The 18,138-nt window shown below is 38.6% G+C and carries 17 protein-coding genes; 7 read left to right on the top strand and 10 right to left on the bottom strand.

What is annotated here, in order from left to right; translation table 11 throughout:
* Positions 1–508 precede the first annotated feature (508 nt).
* From C8K15_RS03575 to C8K15_RS03565, 3 genes are all read right to left on the bottom strand, one after another.
* Positions 509–2,680 (bottom strand): DNA topoisomerase III, encoded by a 2,172-nt coding sequence (locus C8K15_RS03575; protein WP_108585051.1) that lies wholly within the window; start codon positions 2,678–2,680, stop codon positions 509–511.
* Between the two features lie 387 nt (positions 2,681–3,067).
* Complete coding sequence (locus tag C8K15_RS03570; protein WP_108585050.1) at positions 3,068–3,631, bottom strand: NADPH-dependent FMN reductase; 564 nt, start codon at positions 3,629–3,631, stop codon at positions 3,068–3,070.
* Between the two features lie 146 nt (positions 3,632–3,777).
* A complete protein-coding gene (locus C8K15_RS03565; RefSeq protein WP_233260370.1) occupies positions 3,778–4,443 on the bottom strand; it encodes an NAD(P)H-binding protein in 666 nt (221 codons plus the stop codon).
* Between the two features lie 121 nt (positions 4,444–4,564).
* On the opposite strand from C8K15_RS03565, the gene C8K15_RS03560 reads away from it, so the two are divergent.
* The 3 genes from C8K15_RS03560 to C8K15_RS03550 are packed head-to-tail and all read left to right on the top strand — an operon-like array spanning position 4,565 to position 7,427.
* Positions 4,565–5,587, top strand: coding sequence for a hypothetical protein (locus C8K15_RS03560; RefSeq protein ID WP_108585048.1), 1,023 nt, complete (start codon positions 4,565–4,567; stop codon positions 5,585–5,587).
* Between the two features lie 46 nt (positions 5,588–5,633).
* Positions 5,634–5,816, top strand: a complete 183-nt coding sequence (locus tag C8K15_RS03555) for an SE1832 family protein (protein ID WP_024535650.1) — start codon at positions 5,634–5,636, stop codon at positions 5,814–5,816.
* Between the two features lie 36 nt (positions 5,817–5,852).
* Positions 5,853–7,427, top strand: coding sequence for an ABC-F family ATP-binding cassette domain-containing protein (locus C8K15_RS03550; RefSeq protein ID WP_108585047.1), 1,575 nt, complete (start codon positions 5,853–5,855; stop codon positions 7,425–7,427).
* 94 nt (positions 7,428–7,521) lie between these two features.
* On the opposite strand, the gene C8K15_RS03545 is transcribed toward C8K15_RS03550, so the two are convergent.
* The 4 genes from C8K15_RS03545 to C8K15_RS03535 all read right to left on the bottom strand — a co-directional run bounded on the left by C8K15_RS03545 (position 7,522) and on the right by C8K15_RS03535 (position 11,880).
* On the bottom strand, positions 7,522–8,976 hold the full coding sequence (locus C8K15_RS03545; RefSeq protein WP_108585046.1) for a phospholipase D family protein: 1,455 nt from the start codon (positions 8,974–8,976) through the stop codon (positions 7,522–7,524).
* 54 nt (positions 8,977–9,030) lie between these two features.
* Positions 9,031–9,180, bottom strand: a complete 150-nt coding sequence (locus C8K15_RS20180; RefSeq protein WP_158268251.1) for a hypothetical protein — start codon at positions 9,178–9,180, stop codon at positions 9,031–9,033.
* A gap of 74 nt (positions 9,181–9,254) precedes the next feature.
* Complete coding sequence (locus C8K15_RS03540; RefSeq protein WP_108585045.1) at positions 9,255–9,800, bottom strand: RNA polymerase sigma factor; 546 nt, start codon at positions 9,798–9,800, stop codon at positions 9,255–9,257.
* An 826-nt stretch (positions 9,801–10,626) separates the two neighbouring features.
* On the bottom strand, positions 10,627–11,880 hold the full coding sequence (locus C8K15_RS03535; protein WP_108585044.1) for a hemolysin family protein: 1,254 nt from the start codon (positions 11,878–11,880) through the stop codon (positions 10,627–10,629).
* A 166-nt stretch (positions 11,881–12,046) separates the two neighbouring features.
* Here C8K15_RS03535 and C8K15_RS03530 point away from each other — a divergent pair, with 166 nt between their 5' ends.
* Complete coding sequence (locus C8K15_RS03530) at positions 12,047–13,444, top strand: dipeptidase (RefSeq protein ID WP_108585043.1); 1,398 nt, start codon at positions 12,047–12,049, stop codon at positions 13,442–13,444.
* 75 nt (positions 13,445–13,519) lie between these two features.
* On the opposite strand, the gene C8K15_RS03525 is transcribed toward C8K15_RS03530, so the two are convergent.
* Together C8K15_RS03525 and C8K15_RS03520 are read right to left on the bottom strand one after the other, a co-directional pair.
* Positions 13,520–14,095, bottom strand: coding sequence for a nitroreductase family protein (locus C8K15_RS03525; RefSeq protein WP_108585042.1), 576 nt, complete (start codon positions 14,093–14,095; stop codon positions 13,520–13,522).
* A gap of 29 nt (positions 14,096–14,124) precedes the next feature.
* Positions 14,125–14,406: a DUF3307 domain-containing protein gene (locus C8K15_RS03520; protein WP_233260369.1), complete on the bottom strand. Its 282-nt coding sequence runs from the start codon at positions 14,404–14,406 to the stop codon at positions 14,125–14,127.
* 280 nt (positions 14,407–14,686) lie between these two features.
* On the opposite strand from C8K15_RS03520, the gene C8K15_RS21125 reads away from it, so the two are divergent.
* The 3 genes from C8K15_RS21125 to C8K15_RS03510 all read left to right on the top strand — a co-directional run bounded on the left by C8K15_RS21125 (position 14,687) and on the right by C8K15_RS03510 (position 16,432).
* The gene (locus C8K15_RS21125; protein ID WP_255421022.1) at positions 14,687–14,809 is read left to right on the top strand and encodes a hypothetical protein; all 123 of its coding nucleotides are present in this window, start codon (positions 14,687–14,689) and stop codon (positions 14,807–14,809) included.
* A gap of 72 nt (positions 14,810–14,881) precedes the next feature.
* The gene (locus C8K15_RS03515; RefSeq protein WP_108585040.1) at positions 14,882–15,451 is read left to right on the top strand and encodes a glycerol-3-phosphate acyltransferase; all 570 of its coding nucleotides are present in this window, start codon (positions 14,882–14,884) and stop codon (positions 15,449–15,451) included.
* A gap of 120 nt (positions 15,452–15,571) precedes the next feature.
* Positions 15,572–16,432: a DegV family protein gene (locus C8K15_RS03510; RefSeq protein WP_108585039.1), complete on the top strand. Its 861-nt coding sequence runs from the start codon at positions 15,572–15,574 to the stop codon at positions 16,430–16,432.
* 154 nt (positions 16,433–16,586) lie between these two features.
* On the opposite strand, the gene C8K15_RS03505 is transcribed toward C8K15_RS03510, so the two are convergent.
* On the bottom strand, positions 16,587–18,038 hold the full coding sequence (locus C8K15_RS03505; RefSeq protein WP_108585038.1) for an IS1182 family transposase: 1,452 nt from the start codon (positions 18,036–18,038) through the stop codon (positions 16,587–16,589).
* Between the last annotated feature and the right edge of the window lie 100 nt (positions 18,039–18,138).

Genomic DNA, 18,138 nt, shown 5'->3' with positions numbered 1-18,138 from the left:
GTGGCATTATAGAACATAAAAATGCTGAACTGAAAAGATACCATGGATTGACTACAGCAAAATACTGTGGTCTTTTTGGCATGATTATTCAGTCTCACTTGTCCGCCATAACTGTTAACATAAAAAGAATCGTGAAGTTAAATCAAAAATACAGCCTCTCCTGAGATTAGGAGAGGCTGTATTTTTAGATATTTGAGAATCAGTTTTTTTTTCGTAATAAAGCTCTCTCTTTCAAGAAAGAAATATGAATTTCAGTCCCTTTTGCAGTGCCCTCAAAATGCACCTCTTTTTCTTTTTAATTCAAATAATATTTTTTGTATTAATACTGATAAATATTATTTTCTATTGATTGCCTGGTTATCCTGCTTCTTTTGAAATCTTCAGTGACCAAGAAATAATAGTATAGTGCTATCTCTAACGTTCCTGGCTTAGCAAGAATACAAATAAGTGAAATAGGATCATATAGACTACTTGCAAACAAAGTATTCCAAAAACCTATAAAACTTCTTTAATCCTTATTCATTAATTTCTTCAATGCTTCAGCCATTGCTGTATTTTGTGGCTCATCTTGTTGTTTTAAGAATTTCTGTACATCTTTCTTATTGGCTTTTGCTCCACCTGAAGATTCACGACGTTTTTCAAAGGCTGACAATTTTTCTCGATGACCACATTTACAAACAAACAGTTTGCCATCTCCTTCACCACGCATTTCCATCCGTTTGTGACACACTGGACAACGTGCATTGGTTTGCATGGACACCGATTTTTTGTAGCCACATTCACGATCTTGACAGACAAGCATTTTCCCGCGCTTGCCGTTAACTTCGAGTAAATTCTTCCCACACGTCGGGCAAGTTTTCCCTGTAACGTTATCATGCTTAAACTTTTGGTCACTTTGTTTAATTTGAGATACAACTGTTTTCGAAAATGTAACCATATCTTTCATAAAATGTTCTTTTTTCAGAGTACCTTTAGCAATTTTCGTTAATTTTTGTTCCCACTCTCCAGTTAAGGAAGGCGACTTCAAATCTTCCGGGACCAATTCTAAAAGCTGTCTTCCTTTAGAAGTTGTATGAATATCTTTGCCTTTCTTTTCAATGACAAAGCTATTAAATAACTTTTCGATAATATCGGCACGTGTAGCCACAGTTCCAAGTCCGCCCGTTTCTACAGCCATTTGGATGATTTCTTTAGATTCTCCTGCCATAAATGACGAAGGATTTTCCATCGCTGCTAATAATGTTCCTTCATTGAAACGTGCAGGAGGTTTGGTTTCGCCTTGTGTCATAGTGATGGCATGAATTTCAATTTTGTCTCCTTTTTGAATGGCTGGCAAAGTACTTTCGGATGACTCCACTTTATCTTGTTGGTAGACTCGCTTCCAACCTTCATCACGTACAGTCTTTCCTTTTGCAGTGAAATTTTCTCCACCAACTACAAGTGTTATAACAGTTTGGTCAAAAGCGTGAGGTGGTAAAAAGACTGCCAAAAATCGTTTAACTATCATGTCATATAATTTACGTTCTTTATCAGATAAGTTCTGTAATACTGGTGATTCTTCCGTTGGGATAATCGCATGGTGATCACTAACTCGTGCATCATCAATAACACCTTTTTGAGGTTGTATATTGTTTGAACGCAAAATGCTGTTTGCTACTGCTCGATAAGGCTGCAAATCGACGGCCTTAATACGGTCAATTAACGTCGACTTCATATCACTTGATAAATGTTTCGAGTCAGTACGCGGATAGGTCACCACTTTATGACGTTCGTATAAACCTTGTAAGGTTGATAATGTTTCTTTTGCTGACCATCCAAACAGACGATGCCCCTCTTTTTGAAGTTCCGTCAAATCAAATAATGGAGGCGCAGGTTGTTTCTTTGGTGTGGTTTGAACCGATGAAATTATTCCTTCTTTATTAGCGTCTAGTTTTTCAAGCACTTTCTCCACTTGCTCTTTATTAAAATTATTCGTTTGGTTGTTCGCACCAAATGACCAAGTATATGTTACTTCTTTTGTAATGGCCTGTAAGCCATAAAAAGATTTAGATGTAAAATCACGAATCTGCTGCTCACGTGCTGCAATCATTGCTAATGTAGGCGTTTGAACACGTCCTGTTGATAATTGAGCGTTATATTTCACAGTCAATGCACGGGTCGCGTTAATGCCTACCACCCAGTCCGCTTCTGCTCTTGCAACAGCCGCTTCAAATAAATGTTCATAGGCACGTCCGTCTTTAAGTTCACGGAAGCCTTTTTGAATAGCTTGGTCAGTAACGGAGGATATCCACAATCGCTTGATGGGTTTCTTAGCTTTCGCTTTGTCTAAAATCCATCGGGCAACAAGTTCTCCTTCTCGACCAGCATCAGTTGCGATAATGATTTCATTTACATCCGCTCGATTTAGTTGTGCTTTCACTGCGTTAAATTGTTTCATGGTTTGTTTAATCGGAACGAGTTTAAAAGGCTGAGGCAAAATCGGCAAATCCTCAAGTTTCCATTCCTTATAGCTGTTATCGTATTGTTCAGGATCAGCATGAGTGACTAAGTGACCGAGTGCCCAAGTCACTATATATTGTGTTCCTTCTAAAAAGCCATTTCCTTTTTTATGACAACCGAGGACGCGAGCAATATCGCGTGCTACGGATGGTTTTTCTGCAAGTACTACTGATTTTGACAAGTTGTCCGCCCCTCTCTTCTGTAAGTTCATTATAACGGAAAGTGACACGATTCTAAAATGAATCGTTGGCATTGTTTAGCTGAGTGATGTCTATGAGCGGATTTTTGTCGACTATGCGCGGTTCTCGGGGTTCTATAATCGTTTCTATGTCGACTACGAGCGGATCTCTGTCGTCTATGAGCGGTTAACAAAAAATGGGGACATCCAGCAACGGTGGATGTCCTTAACAAATCAGCTTTTTCTATCTTATGGCGGGACTTGCTATGCGCGGATTTTTGTCGACTATGCACGGTTAGCACGTTTCATTGCGCCAATCTCCCTATTTATATAAAATTCCCCATCAAAAAACCACTTCGCAAACTTGTTACGAAGTGGCTAATCATAATCTTAATGTTTATCGATTGTTACTTTTGAAAGATGAGAGCTCATTTCCGCGTATTGCACAAACACTCGTGCGAGTTCACGAAGACGGTCATGCACATCTTCGTCTATAATGACGTTGCCTTCACCGAAGTGACTGCTAGTCGTATACACATAGTTCGGCGTCACCAGGCAACGGAAGTAATCCAAAATTGGCTTCAATTGATTTTCTATGACTAAATGGTGTTGGAATGTCCCCCCATTTGCGACAATCGATACTGGCTTGTAGCGCATGGTACGTGGATGCAATAAATCAAATGCATTTTTCAAGACACCTGGAATCGATCCTTGGAAGATCGGAGTTGCTAACACATAACCATCTGCTTCTTCAAACTTATGAACTATTCTCTGCATATCTTCGTTATATTCGCCAAGAGGTCGGCCATCAACAAACTGGTGATTAAAATCAGCAAGTTTCATGATTTCCAAATTCAACTCACTATTTAGTTGTTCAATATATACTTTCACTTGCTCGAGAATGGCCCCTGTTTTTGAACCAATAATTGTCCCATCTATGAGCAAAATTTTCATAATTATCCTCCTTCAAACGCTATCCTTTTATTGTATCAAAAAGAAAAGCAATGGCCTAAGCACCTAGTTCTGAAAGTCTTCAAGTTCATTCTTTCGACTGAGATTGTTTCGAGAGATCTGCTTCGAAGATGAGAACCTCTTAAATCTTATTTTATTTCTTGGATTTCTTCTGATTCATATATAGATACGCTTTTAGATTGCATTGATAATGCTTTTTGCATCATGGCAAATGCCACTTGCTGTGCTTCGATAGCACGATATTTTTTCAGCGGTCCTATGAAGGATGATTTTAATACCTTCATGAATATAGACCCAAAGCGTTCCCCTAATCGAAATTCCTGACGATCCCCCATTAATAAAGATGGTCTAAATATCGAAACTTGAGGAAGTTGCAGTTTAGAAACTTGCTCTTCCATCTTCCCTTTTATGCGATTGTAATAGATTGAGGAGTTTAGATTTGCACCCATGGCTGAAATAACAAGCATATGTTTTGCTCCTTGCGCTTGTGCATGTTTCCCCATTTGAACAGGCGCTAGTAAATCAACTTGTTCAAATGCTTCTTTGGATCCAGCTTTTTTCATGGTTGAACCTAAACAGCAAAAGAAATCATCTACCCCTTTAAAATCATTAGTCTTGACTTGGTCTAGGTTTTTAATTTTTATTGTTAACTTTGGATGGCTATATGATACTGCTTGTCTGACAATGATTGTTACTTTTTCGTAGGCTTCATTATTACAAAGAAACTTGATAAGGTGTGAACCTGTCAGTCCTGTTGCACCTGCTACCAACGCTGTTCTCTTTTCCACGTTCATCACTCCCTTGTCAATTTCATGTTGCTTTAGCTTACCATATGAATAGGCAAAATCTGAACATTTACTCATACAGTGGGCTTGGTTCCCATACGTTAAATAGAAGATGAAAGGTGGGAATGAAATGAGCAACCAAATTCAGCAAAAAACCATTTTATTTACGATTGGACGTGCAGGCTATCCTGTCACGAGATGTATTCAAATTGCTAAATTACTAGCATCTCATCGCATACTATTTGCTGCTTCTGAAAAACAAACATTAGTTCTTCAAAAGCTTGATCAACAGGGGTTTGCCCCTCTTTCATATGTAAGTAAAGCTGATTTGAAGAAATTATTACAAGAACACGAACCCGATGTCGTCATTTCAGATGGTGGTGATACTGACATAGATGAAGGGAAATTATTATCTTCACTTGTCCCGGTCACCTTACATTTTGACGATTTTGGTGAAGGAGGCAAGGCTGCTACAAGAGTGGTTCAATCACTTTACCATGAGGATCGTGAGCAAGTGCCTTCCCATTATGTTATTGGACCATCTGCATTTATTGTGCCTGAAGAATTAGAACCATATGCAAATTCTGGTTTAAAACAGACAACAGCACTTCCACTACCTCATGTCGTGGTGACATTTGCAGATGCAGATGCCGATAATTTATCCTATCGCACACTACGTCATTTATTACATTTACAAATTCCTCTCGCGATTACTGTAGCTCTTCATTCAAGTTACCCACATAGTCGAGATGACCTGAAACTAATGGCTTTAGGACGCAAACAAACACGAATTGTTGATTGTGATGACCCGATTCAACTTATTAGCGAATCTGACTTAGTCATCTGCGATGCAAGCTATACACCTTACCACGTTGCTGTAATAGGAAAACCCTGTATTGTCATTGCAGAAGATGAAAGAGAAGCACAACATGCCTTTCCTAAAGAAGCGAATGGTTTTATTTACTTGGGACTTGGCCGCAAGTTAAAACAATCACATTTGCAAAATGCGGTAATGGAGACCATTCTTCATCCGAACCGTAGTGTACGGGCAATTAAAAAGCAATTATCGTTAAAATTGGGTATGAATAATTTGAACATGCAACGATTTTTAGAAAAAATCATTCAAGAAGAAGCACGTGAAATCACCAAATAACTCAATTCTGTGATACAATGGGTGTTAAAAGAGGAGTTTCTCTTATATGACTTCACAACAGATTAAAGCACAAATTGCTGAATTAAAGATGGATTATATACGTTTGCAAGGCGATATGGAAAAGTTAGAATCAACTGGTCATCCGGCCATGATTGAACAAGCCGAACAACGTTTAGGAAATATGGAACTACAACTCGCAGAACTAAACAAAAAGCTCGCGGCGCTGTAACAGGCCTGCGAGCTTTCTTTATGGAGGAATGGAATCATGGCATTATTGACAGTTGATAATTTAGGTCACACATTTGGTGACCGTACACTATTTAAAGACGTATCATTTCGCCTAATAGAAGGTGAACACGTTGGATTAGTTGGGGCCAACGGCGTTGGTAAATCTACCTTAATGAGTATTATTACAGGTGAAATCATTCATGATTCAGGCAAAGTAGAATGGCTTCCTGGTACTCATTACGGATATTTGGATCAACACACTCGTTTGGAACAAGGTCGTTCGATGCGTGATACATTGCGCGATGCGTTCTTGCCGCTATATAAAAAAGAAGCGGAAATGAATGAAATCACCAGCAAAATGGGTGAAGCAACACCTGAAGAATTGGAAGAATTACTTGAGCAAATGGCGGATATCCAAGATGCACTCGATGCGGGTGACTTCTATACGCTTGATATGAAAATAGAAGAAATCGCTCGTGGGCTGGGTCTGGATGCGATTGGATTGGACCGTCCTGTCTCCGCTCTTTCAGGGGGCCAAAGAACGAAAGTATTGCTAGCAAAACTGCTTCTTGAAAAACCAAAAGTATTGCTGCTGGATGAGCCTACCAACTATCTGGATGAAGAACATATTGGCTGGTTAACGAATTACTTAAAAAATTACCCTCATTGCTTCCTGCTTATTTCGCATGATACGGAATTTATGAACGGGATCGTTGATGTCATTTTCCAACTGGAATTCTCTAAACTGTCCCGCTTCACAGCATCATATGAGAAGTTCCTTGAGCTTGCTGAAATCAACAAACGTCAGCATATCGATGCGTATGAAAAACAACAGGACTTTATTAAGAAACAAGAAGACTTCATTGCCAAAAATAAAGCACGCTATTCCACAACTGGCCGTGCCAAGTCTCGCCAGAAGCAACTGGACCGCATTGAGCGAATCGATCGTCCGGAGACTGCAGCGAAACCTCAATTTGGTTTCAAAGAGTCCCGCAGCCCAAGTCGCTACGTAGTAGAGGCGGAAAACTTACTAATCGGTTATGACAAGCCACTATTGCCGCCGTTATCGTTCTCTATTGAACGCGGTGAAAAAATTGCCCTTGTCGGAATGAACGGTGTTGGTAAATCTACATTGCTTAAAACGATGCTTGGCAAAGTGAATCCACTTGGCGGAAGTGTTAGACGTGGCGATTTCCTATCCATTTCATACTTCGAACAAGAAGTAAGAGCGGACAATGTAACGCCGATTGAAGAGATTTGGAAAACCTATCCGAGTATGGAACAAAGCCAAGTGCGCGCCGCTCTAGCCCGTACCGGTTTGAAAAACGAACATATCTCACGCCCGATGAACAGCTTGAGCGGTGGCGAACAAGCGAAAGTTCGTCTTTGTAAGTTAATGATGGAAGAAAGCAACTGGTTGCTTTTCGATGAGCCGACAAACCATTTGGACATCCACGCGAAAGAAGAACTGAAGCGCGCGATGAGCGAATATAAAGGCACGATCGTATTAGTAAGTCATGAACCTGAATTCTATGAAGGTTTAGTTACGAAAATTTGGAACGTAGAAGACTGGTTCCAAACTGGTGTGCATGTTGACGATTCAAAAAAATAAGTAAAAGAAAAGGTCGCTGAACTTCAGCGGCCTTTATTGTGGATTCTATTAATTTCAAACCCCTTCGTACCAAATGCACAGGGGTTTTAGTAAATTAATAAGTCGTTACTTTAATGGCTTGTTGGAATGTGTAAATCCATCGTTGCCACCATGTGAATTTATCTTGGAATTCTTCGAGGTCAACTGTGTACATAGCATCTTCATTATTCCAAAGACGCTCGAAGTAATCTTCCATTTCTCCGACAAGTTCGCTGTCATTCGGAGCGATGACACGTAAGTTATTTTCTAAGTTATAATCATCAAGCGTGCGTTCCGTATAGTTACCTGATCCACTTGAAATGATAGTATGACCTTCAGATTGAATCCAAATAGCTTTCGTATGATACTGTCCAATTACCGTATTGTACCAACGAACATTTATTTTACCCTTGGAATCTTCCACCATTTCTTGAACAACTGGACGGTTCGGCAAGCCGGATTTTTCTTGACCAAATGAATTTTCGTTTGAATCGAGTATCATATTAATTTCTACTCCACGATTTGCCGCATCGATCAGCGCATTCACGATGTCGCGCTTTGCAATGAAGAACATACCTAACCAAATCTTGTCCCCCTCTTTAGTTTCAGCCAAATCAGCAAGTAAAGCATCCAAAATCTTTTTCTCCGTCACATATTGAACCTCATATTCTCCATCAATCTCTTTCACTTCCACTCGCGGAAGTTTTGGACCACCGGAGTACAGAGAAACAGCCTCTTCAGCCTTTAAAACATCATTTATTACGGGTCCTGTTACTTTTAAAGCAATATTCCCATGGAACCCACTGGCATCGTGAGGATTTGAAGATGTTACCAAAGCTTCTTTTTCCGTCACAACTGCTTTCCGATGATTTGCCTTAATATTTAGCAATGTCATATAAGAAGCAATCGTCATTTTTGGTGCTTCGCTTGCCGTCGCATTTGCTATCCAACCTTCTCCACCGATATCAAACCATTGGAAAAACGTTCGGTAAATACCTGAATAAATGGGTGTAGAATCTCTTAATGAATCTAAATCGGTATAGACAATTTCGACTCCTGCATTACGCAATTTTTTAAACCATTCATTTTCATATGAACCGTACCCACGATTAAGAGGATCGGTAATAAAAACTATTGGCATATCAGGATTTTCTTTCTTTTTATTTGCTAGTGTTGTTGATAAAGTGTCTGCAATTTTAGGGAAATCTTCTTTTTCATCGTAATAACCGTCAAATAAGAAAAAGTCCACAACAACAAAGTCCTCTGCCTCTTCAATCATTGTGTATACGGCTTCAAAAATATTGTTCTCATGAACCATTCCCTTGCCTTTTTTATCTTGTGCAAACGTTAAGTCCGTTATCATTTCAACAGTATCTGTTTTATGTAAATCGCCTTCATATGAAATACCTTTTGGTAGTGGTTTAAATGTGTGCCATACGATCACGGCGATATAAATTAGCGCAAAGATTCCTAAAGAAGCTATGATAATAAGCTTTCTCTTACTCCAATGATTGCGCGGCTTGTTGGCCATACGCTTTTCCCCCTTGAGAATATTCGTGTTTTTAATCTCGGTATTCCCTTGATTCTAAATTGCTAAACCATTATGTATGGGTGATTTTCCTGGAATCGATGGATTAGGAAGAATCTTATTCCCAAGAATTTCAGACTTGAATCGATATTTTTCAGACGTCGATGCCTTTTTTTCAGACGTCAGTCCCATGTTTTCAGACGTCATAGCCAGAAAATACGACTGAGCCTCCGCTCATCTTTAAATACAAAAAAATCACAGCCTCTAGGACTGTGATTTCATTAAGCAGGAAGATATTCGACAGCATTTGTATCTGCGATCATCATTTCCTTTAAACGTTGTTTCGCACGGAAAAGACGTGATTTAACCGTACCTATAGACACTTTCATTAATGCTGCAATTTCAACAAGAGAATATTGGTGCACATAAAAATACAACACAGTTGTTTTGTAGATGCCATCCAGCTCGGAAATTTTTAGTTGAACCATTTTAGATAAATCGTCTTTTTCCAAAACGTCATCCGCAGTTAGTGAATCACATGGAATTAAATCAAGCACCGGAACATCTAATTGATCTGGTTGATTTAAGATATGTTTACTGCGACGCACCGTTTTGCGGTAGCGGTCACGAAATGTATTCATACAAATCGTTGTTAACCAAGCTTTTAGGTGATCGACATTCTGCATGTATGCCTCATACCGAACTACTTTCACCCAAACTTCTTGCATCAAATCTTCTGCCTCTGTTTGGTTGCGTGTCAATTTTAAACATAAGTGATATATATAACGATGGTATTCCTCGTACACTTGCTCTATTTGTCCGTTCATTTAAAAATATCCTCCGTCCGTTTCTTGCTGATGTCTCTATTTTGCCAAAAACGAACCTTACGCTCTATCGTATTCACTTTCAAATTTCTTACAAACGTGTAAGACAGAAAAGTGAAAAGCGCTACTCTAGCTTAACTCCAGTGCTGGAAGACGCGAATCGGAAACTTATTTCCGAATTCGGAAGGAAGGCTAAGTTCGCGACATCGTGTCGCAACACCTTCATGACCTACATCCTGTAGGCCCAAGCTTAGGTACGAGCTGGCGCTTGTAGCTAGACAATGAAAAGCGTAGCAGGGCGAGCAAGAACTCCTCTGCGACGAGTAACCGCAGGAGCATGATCTCCTCTGCGACGAGTAACCGCAGGAGCATGATCTCCTCTGCGACGAGTAACCGCAGGAGCATGATCGACACCGACGCCGGAAAGACCGAATCGGAAGGAAGGCTAAGTTCGCGACATCGTGTCGCAACGCCTTCATGACCTACATCCTGTAGGCCCAAGCTAAGGTGCGGCCTGCACTGCGAAACTAGACAGACAGAAAAACGGTGAAGCTTAGACAGCTTATTTTACGATCAAACTAAGGTATTTCTTTGGACAGAAGCGCAGCGAAAACCAAGCATATTACCTCCTTAAACTTTGTTTAAGGGTAGTTTTGCGGGAAAAATTGGGCGAATGACAATAAACATAGGGTGAACGGGATTAAACCTTTATCGAACGGGATTAAATCTAAATGAATGGGATTATTCTCTCCCCCACCCTCGAACAATCGATTATTTTCTCACAGCATCTCATTTTGAGAGCTCTTAAGACAGAAAAAAGTGCTGATGACTATTCGTCATTCAGCACTTCTTCTTTTCCTTTTATAGTAATGGTTAACTGCAAGATACGATTGCGGTCCATTTCATTTACTTCAAAATAAAGATTTTCATAATTGAATTGCTCACCGTTATCTGGCATGTGTCCCAGTTGTTGGAGAACAAATCCACCAATCGTATCGTGATCATTTGGAATATCAACTTTAAACATTTCGTTTACGTCTTCTATTTCCAATCGACCATGACATATGAGATGATTTTCAGTCATTTCATAAACTAAAATATCTTCATCTTCATCCGATTCATCTTCAATTTCCTGTCCAATCATTTCTTCAATAATATCTTCGTGGGTTACAATTCCAAGAGTTCCACCATATTCATCGAGAACAATAGCCATATGTTTTTTCTTCGTAAGCATTTGTTTAAATACTTTCTCAACACTAACAGATTGAACTACGAATAATGGATCATTGTCAATTAACTCGGACATTTCCATCGAAGGATCCATTGACCATTCAATCAAAGCTTTCGAATAAAACATACCGATAATGTGGTCCATACTCTCTTCATAAACAGGGTAGCGCGTATAATAATGTTCTAAAATAATATCGCGTACTTCTTCATAAGTAGCTTTATTGGGAATACCGATTATTTCTGTACGGTGTGTTTCCAATACATCTTCTACGTCTTTATGTGGAAAATCTAAAACACCTTTTAATCGTTCAGACTCATCTTCTTTGAAGGTCCCTTCTGTTGATGCGAGATCTACCATAGAACGTAGTTCTTCCTTAGTAAGAGTTGCTTCTTTTACGGCACCTTTTGAAATTATGCGAATGAAAATGTTTGTGAATTTCGCAACAAAATAAGTTATAGGTCTCATAATTTGAACAAGGACTGAAATAATAGGTGCTACGGTATATGCTATTTTATCTGCAAACGTTACAGCAATTGTTTTTGGCAAAACTTCACCAAAAATGATGATTATAATTGTCAAAATTGCCGTTGCTAATGCAATATCCCAGCTGTATCTAAATGCAATTATTGTCAATAAAGTAGGCATGATAATATTAACAATATTATTTCCGATTAAAATCGTCGTAATCATGCGGTCCGGTTTCGAGATTAACATGAGGAGCTTTTGTGACATTCTCTCTCCTTGTTCTGCACGAAGCTGGACCTTCATCCTATTTACTGCTGTTAGTGCCGTTTCACTGCCTGAAAAGAAAAACGACAACATTAAACTAATGGCCAAAACTATAAATTCCATTAACCGTGTTTCCTCCTATATGAGTCAAAAAATTCCGCTCAACTTCTAGTATTCACATCATACCATATTCCGAATTTACGTGTCCCATTTGCCACTCTCTAAATCTATTAATAGATTTGTGCTATACTATTTCTATTCACGAAATTTTGCGAAAAGAGGGTCTTTGATGAGTCATTTAAAAGCACTAGACAATTACTTTGAATTGAACCGATCAGAACATCTTAATGAGTTAAAAGAATTTTTGCGTATACCAAGTGTGAGTGCATTATCTGATCATAAATCAGACATGCAAACTGCGGCAGAGTGGTTAGCTGACTCCTTAAAAAAAGTTGGTTTAGAAAATGTATCAATTGATGAAACGAAAGGTCACCCCGTAGTTTATGCAGATTGGTTGCACGCTGAAGGTAAGCCAACCATTTTAGTTTATGGACATTACGACGTTCAGCCTGTTGATCCCTTAAATTTATGGGAATCAGAGCCGTTTGACCCTCAAGTCCGAGATAACAAATTATTTGCACGTGGTGCAAGTGATGATAAAGGACAAGTTTACATGCACGTTAAAGCAATCGAGGCTTTATTTAAAACTGAAGGAACATTACCCGTTAACGTGAAATTCTGTATTGAAGGTGAAGAAGAAATCGGAAGTCCTAATTTACCTGAGTATGTATTGGCTAATACTGAAAAACTTTCAGCTGATATTATTGTCATTTCAGACACGGGTATGCAAGGGCCAGGAAAACCTGCTGTATGTTATGGATTACGGGGTTTAGCTGGTGTACAGATTGAAGTTAAAGGTGCGAAAAGCGATCTTCACTCAGGTCTTTACGGTGGCGGTGTCCAGAATGCGATTCATGCATTAGTAGAAGTCCTTGATTCATTCCGTGATGCAGAAGGCACAATTCAAGTTGACGGTTTTTATGACAATGTTCTTCCTGTTACAGAAGAAGAACGTGCTGCATATGACGCGCTTGAATTTGATGAAGAAGCATTAAAAAAAGAGCTAGGCGTAGAAGAACTATTCGGTGAAAAAGGTTATACACACTTAGAGCGTACATGGGTTCGTCCAACTTTAGAAATCAACGGAGTATTTGGTGGATTCTCAGGTGAAGGGATAAAAACTGTATTGCCTGCTGATGCTGGAGCAAAAATCACGTGTCGCTTAGTACCAAATCAGGATCCTGATGAGATTGTAGCGAAATTAAAAGCTCATATCGAAAAGCATAAACCAATCGGCGTGTCAGTAGAAGTTACAGAGTTTGATAAAGGAAAACCATTTATCACACCTTTCGATCATCCAGCTATTCAAGCAGCAGGTCGTTCATATGAAAAAGTTTATAATGTACCAACTTCTTATGTTCGTGGTGGCGGTTCCATTCCAATCGTTGCAGCATTTGATGAAATTTTAGGATTGCCAGTTGTACTAATGGGCTTTGGACTAGCTTCGGAAAATTTCCATGCACCCAATGAACATTTCCATTTAGAAAACTTTGACCAAGGTTTGCGTGTGATTGGTGATTACTATTATGAAATCGCTCAATTCGCTCCACAAGATTTAAAAAAATAAGGAATACGTCTTTCTATTTTAAGACAAAAAAATCCCGGTTTTCGCTTTATTGCGATGAACCGGGATTTTTTTGTTTTAATTAGAACCGAAGAAAGTCACAAAATCTTCGACTGGTTTACGTGGTCTAGCTTTTGGCATTTCATCGAAATATCCGAATTGTAGCATACTGATAATCCGTTCACCTTGTTTTACGCCAAGCGCTTCACGGAATTTTGGAGCATCTAAAAATGGAGGCGTTTTCCAACAAGCTCCGATACCTAGATCCCAAGCTAATAATTGTGCATTTTGAATGTAGCTACTAGTCGCAGCGTAATCTTCTAATCGTTCTTTTTGTCGAGCATCTTCAGAAACGATAACAAATAAATATGCTCCTGGAGCAAGGAATTTTTTCATTTGTTTTGCTAAGTCTTCTTCAGAAAGTTCCTTCCACTTCGCAACACCAAATTCGCGTAATACCTCATGTAATTCTTTCAACTCTTCACCACAACCTACAACCAGTCTCCATGGTTCACGGTTTCCGTGGTTTGGTGCCCATTTTGCATCGTCTAACACTGTCATTAATGTATCGCGTTCTACTGGTTGTCCATTAAAATTTTTAATTGAGCGGCGTTGTAGTATTGCGTTGCGTATAGATAAAGATTGTTCATTCATGTGTGTAAGTTCTCCTTTTCGCTAACAAGTTAAAACCAAATGTGTGCGACTGCACCTAAAATTATTATGTGAAAAATTTGATCGGCCATTATACACAGCCATTTTGACTCAGACCCTTTTGCCTTCATGATATGTTTTACCCACCAGGAAACAAATGTCCGACGATCTAACAACATATGGCTTACTATCGACAATAGACCATAGTCTAAGAAAACTACGGTAGTTACGGAAATGGTATAAACAACGCAATGCACGACTAAAGATATCCATTTGGTTGCCTTGAACATCGCCATCCAACTCGTTTGAAACAAAATTCAAAGCTCCTCCAAGTCGATGAAAAACCTGTCTTATCGTCGCTTATCTAAACTATTAGATTCGTTTTACCTATGGTAATATTATCATACCAACAATTCCCTACACGCGCCACTGGATATCGGATTTATTAAAAAATTCCGAATCAGAAAAATTACTTGAACAGTATTCAACTGATTACTTTGAAGCTTCGCTTCAAGGCATTGACGGCGTGTTTCGTTTAGTACGATTAAAACATAACTAATTGGAAGCCTACGATGAAAATCGTAGGCTTTTTGAATGGCCATTGTCGCAACTTTATTGGTTATTGTCGCAACTTCTCATGTTATTGTCTCAACTTTATTAGTTATTGTCGCATCTTTAACCGTTTTTGTCGCAACTATCCAATTTCCTCCTAATTGAATATTTTTTTGTTATTCCCCAAATCCATAATTTCCTTCATAATAGAAAGAAAGTATGAACTGGGGGTTTCGCATGATTGTCTATTTCATCGGGTCCTTGTTAATCGGCAATATCCTGACAGCCTGGTGGGTTGGGAAGTTTTATAAAATTGATTTACGCAATCATCGTAGTGGGAATTTAGGAGCACGCAATGCAGGGGCAGTAATCGGTAAAGGCGCATTCCTATTTACATTTTTGGGTGATGCTTCAAAGGGCGTAATAGTTATTCTGGCGGGACGTTATCTCGGTTATCCCGAATGGGCAGTTGCACTAGGAGGATTGCTTGTAATTTGCGGTCACATTTTTCCCATCTGGTTAAAAGGAAAAGGCGGAAAAGGTATCGCAACTTTTGTTGGGATTGGACTAACATTTAATCTACTATTTGCGATTGCTTTTATTGTCGCCTTTTCTCTTGTTTTCCCATTCATTCGAAGTGCTACTCTCAGTATGATTTTCGGTTATTTAGCGTATATTGGATCAGTTTTCTACTTTAATGAAGTCGTAAGTGCATGGCCAATCATTGTAGCAATTGTATTGATTTTGTATCGCCACCGCTTTGATTTCCAACAATCCTTTGATGAACAAAAATGGAAACGCTCATAACATTATCAAATGAATAGCTTTATTTCATTAAAACCTTAAGACCATCGTGAGATAATACTTACTTTTGATGATATAATATTAAATAATTAAATTCTCAAATAAAGATAGGATGTTTAGTTGATGACAAAAAAACCAATTGCTTGGGTAGTTGATAGTACCGCTTATGTTAGCGATATTCTTGCTGCGCATCCTGATGTACACGTTGTGCCATTAACGATTCATTTTGGACAAGAACAATACGCGGATGGACTCGAATTAACATCGGATCAACTTTACGACCGCATTCGCAATGCCGATGAATTCCCAAAAACTTCACAACCAGCTGCTGGTGAATTTGCCAAGCTGTATGAAAAAATCAGCGAAAATTACGAAGCAATTTTAGCCATTCATGTTTCGTCAAAATTGAGCGGAACTCTTTCTTCCTCTAAATCAGGTGCAGAGATTGCCGAAGTTAAAATGGAATGTGTCGACTCCTTAGCTTTATCTTCCGGGATTACAAAACTTGTAGAACGAGGGCTTGTTTTACAAGAACGTGGCCTAAATTTGCATGAAATTACAGATAAGCTGCAAAGCGAAGTAACCAACTTGAGAAATTACATTTTAATCGGTAACTTAAACCAACTTTATAAAGGTGGACGCATGAGTGGCGTTCAATTTTTCTTAGGAAACTTATTGCAAGTGAAGCCAATCATTCATATAAACGAATTAGGGGAATTAAAAGCACTCGATAAAGTGCGTTCTCAAAAGAAAGCACTTAACTATTTAGTAGAAAAAGTAGTTGATGCTTACGAGAAAGATGGCGTTCGCTCGATTGATCTTATGCAGGGAAATGTGTTGTCTCAAGCGGAAGAATTGAAAAACTTAATTCAAGCAAAAGCACCGAATTTAGAAGTGCGCATCGGAGAGATCAGCTCCGTACTTGCTGTCCATGCTGGTGAAGGCACTATCGCTGCACTATGGCATGTACCTGCAGTAGACTAAAACGTGTTTTCTACATGAAAAAACCCTTGGGAGCCCGAGGCCACTGAAAAACCTACGGTTTCTGATTACTTTATAAAAAAAGACGACTCTAAATTCGATTTTTAAATTTAGAGTCGTCTTTTTGATTAGATAGTGGGTGTCATTGGACTGTATTTTATTCTATTATCTTTAGTATACGTTTTAAATTGACGGCAAATATCGCCATCGCACCTTGCATTTGCATACCTAAAAGACCCGAGGAAGAAGCAACATCATACCCGTGTCTATGTTTTAATTCACTATTCTTGGCTTCAATTTTATAGCGCTCTTTCGATTTATCTTTGAAATAATCACTATTTTGAAATTGAGCCTGTTCTTTGTGTTCATTTGATTTAATACTGACGGAGTAGGTTTTACTTTTAGCGCCATCTTTATAACATCCATCTTTAAATGGACAGTGCTTACATTTTTCAATATCAAAGTAATAGGTAGTTACTTGATTATTAGCTACTCCTTTTTTACCTTGGCGAGATTTTCTAATCGCCATGTGCCCTGCCTGACAAACATACATGCCTGCATCTTTATTAAACTCAAATTCATCCTCTTTTTTTCGACACCCTTGTGTAACAGAAGGATTTAATTTTGCGACTAATTTCATGTCCTTATCGTTCGTGTATATAATATTTCCTTTTTCAGAATAAGCTGCATCTCCAATAATTGTTTCAACTTCTATTCCAGCGACTATGCTCTTCTCAACGAGTGTTTCGAGTTGTTTTCCATCGTTTTTTTCACCGGTGGTGATGACCGCAGCTGTTATGATTCTTTCTTCGCTCATCGCAAGATGTGTTTTATAACCAAAGAATGAAGAGTCCGCTGTTTTATGTCCAACTCGTGCATCTGGATCATTAGAAAGTTGAAGTTGTTCATGATGATCTTCGAGTATTTCTTTTAATACGTTTAACTTTTCTTTTACTTTAGGATACTCACGAATAACCTCTTCTTTTTCGACAACAGCAATTAACTTCTGACAATAGTCCAATTCTTCTTCCAAACCATCGGTTTGAGTTTTAGCTGGAAATTTAGACTTCATACTTGCATCCACCTGATAAATCGATTTTCGAAGTAGTTTTGATTTTTCCATGAATAGTTCTTTTGGTGACTTTTGATTAAAGCGAGCTTTCGTGTGAGTTGCATCGACAATGATGGAGTTACTTTTGATGATCTCTTTTTCAATCGCAATTTCTACTGTCTTATTAATAAGTAAATCTAACAAGTCAACATCCTTTAATCGAAGTCTACGGAACTTCGTTAAAGAACTTGGATCCATGACAGCGTCTTCGGGCGCCATATCTAGAAAATATTTAAAAGACATATCATACTTTGAGCGCTCCACAATATCGACATCTGATAGGTCGAAAATAGATTTTAATAATAGATATTTGAACATGCGAATTGGATGGATCGCATTGCGTCCATTGTCATGGCAATATTTGTTCTTCAATTCATCATATACAAAAGAAAAATCGATCAAGTCGTTAATTTTTCGTAGCATATTATCTTTTGGCACGACTAAATCGTAAATTGCCATAAAAGGACTTAGATTCAAAGATGGTTGATTTGGAATCATCATAAACACCCGCTTAAAATTGATATCCATATTATACGATGAAAAAAGACCTCTTTTCCTCAAATAAATTGAGGAAAAGAGGTCTTTTTGATTTATATGG

This window comes from Paenisporosarcina sp. OV554, from assembly GCF_003058165.1.
Taxonomy (GTDB): domain Bacteria; phylum Bacillota; class Bacilli; order Bacillales_A; family Planococcaceae; genus Paenisporosarcina.
This window is presented reverse-complemented; position numbering and strand designations above follow the sequence as displayed.

Excerpts from the sequence above, each read along its gene's own strand:
- C8K15_RS03570 (WP_108585050.1), bottom strand. The coding sequence starts at position 3,631 with ATGAAAATTTTGCTCATAGATGGGACAATTATTGGTTCAAAAACAGGG.
- C8K15_RS03565 (WP_233260370.1), bottom strand. The coding sequence starts at position 4,443 with ATGAACGTGGAAAAGAGAACAGCGTTGGTAGCAGGTGCAACAGGACTG.
- C8K15_RS03560 (WP_108585048.1), top strand. The coding sequence starts at position 4,565 with ATGAGCAACCAAATTCAGCAAAAAACCATTTTATTTACGATTGGACGT.
- C8K15_RS03555 (WP_024535650.1), top strand. The coding sequence starts at position 5,634 with ATGACTTCACAACAGATTAAAGCACAAATTGCTGAATTAAAGATGGAT.
- C8K15_RS03550 (WP_108585047.1), top strand. The coding sequence starts at position 5,853 with ATGGCATTATTGACAGTTGATAATTTAGGTCACACATTTGGTGACCGT.
- C8K15_RS03545 (WP_108585046.1), bottom strand. The coding sequence starts at position 8,976 with ATGGCCAACAAGCCGCGCAATCATTGGAGTAAGAGAAAGCTTATTATC.
- C8K15_RS20180 (WP_158268251.1), bottom strand. The coding sequence starts at position 9,180 with ATGACGTCTGAAAACATGGGACTGACGTCTGAAAAAAAGGCATCGACG.
- C8K15_RS03540 (WP_108585045.1), bottom strand. The coding sequence starts at position 9,800 with ATGAACGGACAAATAGAGCAAGTGTACGAGGAATACCATCGTTATATA.
- C8K15_RS03535 (WP_108585044.1), bottom strand. The coding sequence starts at position 11,880 with ATGGAATTTATAGTTTTGGCCATTAGTTTAATGTTGTCGTTTTTCTTT.
- C8K15_RS03530 (WP_108585043.1), top strand. The coding sequence starts at position 12,047 with ATGAGTCATTTAAAAGCACTAGACAATTACTTTGAATTGAACCGATCA.
- C8K15_RS03525 (WP_108585042.1), bottom strand. The coding sequence starts at position 14,095 with ATGAATGAACAATCTTTATCTATACGCAACGCAATACTACAACGCCGC.
- C8K15_RS21125 (WP_255421022.1), top strand. The coding sequence starts at position 14,687 with ATGGCCATTGTCGCAACTTTATTGGTTATTGTCGCAACTTCTCATGTT.
- C8K15_RS03515 (WP_108585040.1), top strand. The coding sequence starts at position 14,882 with ATGATTGTCTATTTCATCGGGTCCTTGTTAATCGGCAATATCCTGACA.
- C8K15_RS03510 (WP_108585039.1), top strand. The coding sequence starts at position 15,572 with ATGACAAAAAAACCAATTGCTTGGGTAGTTGATAGTACCGCTTATGTT.
- C8K15_RS03505 (WP_108585038.1), bottom strand. The coding sequence starts at position 18,038 with ATGATTCCAAATCAACCATCTTTGAATCTAAGTCCTTTTATGGCAATT.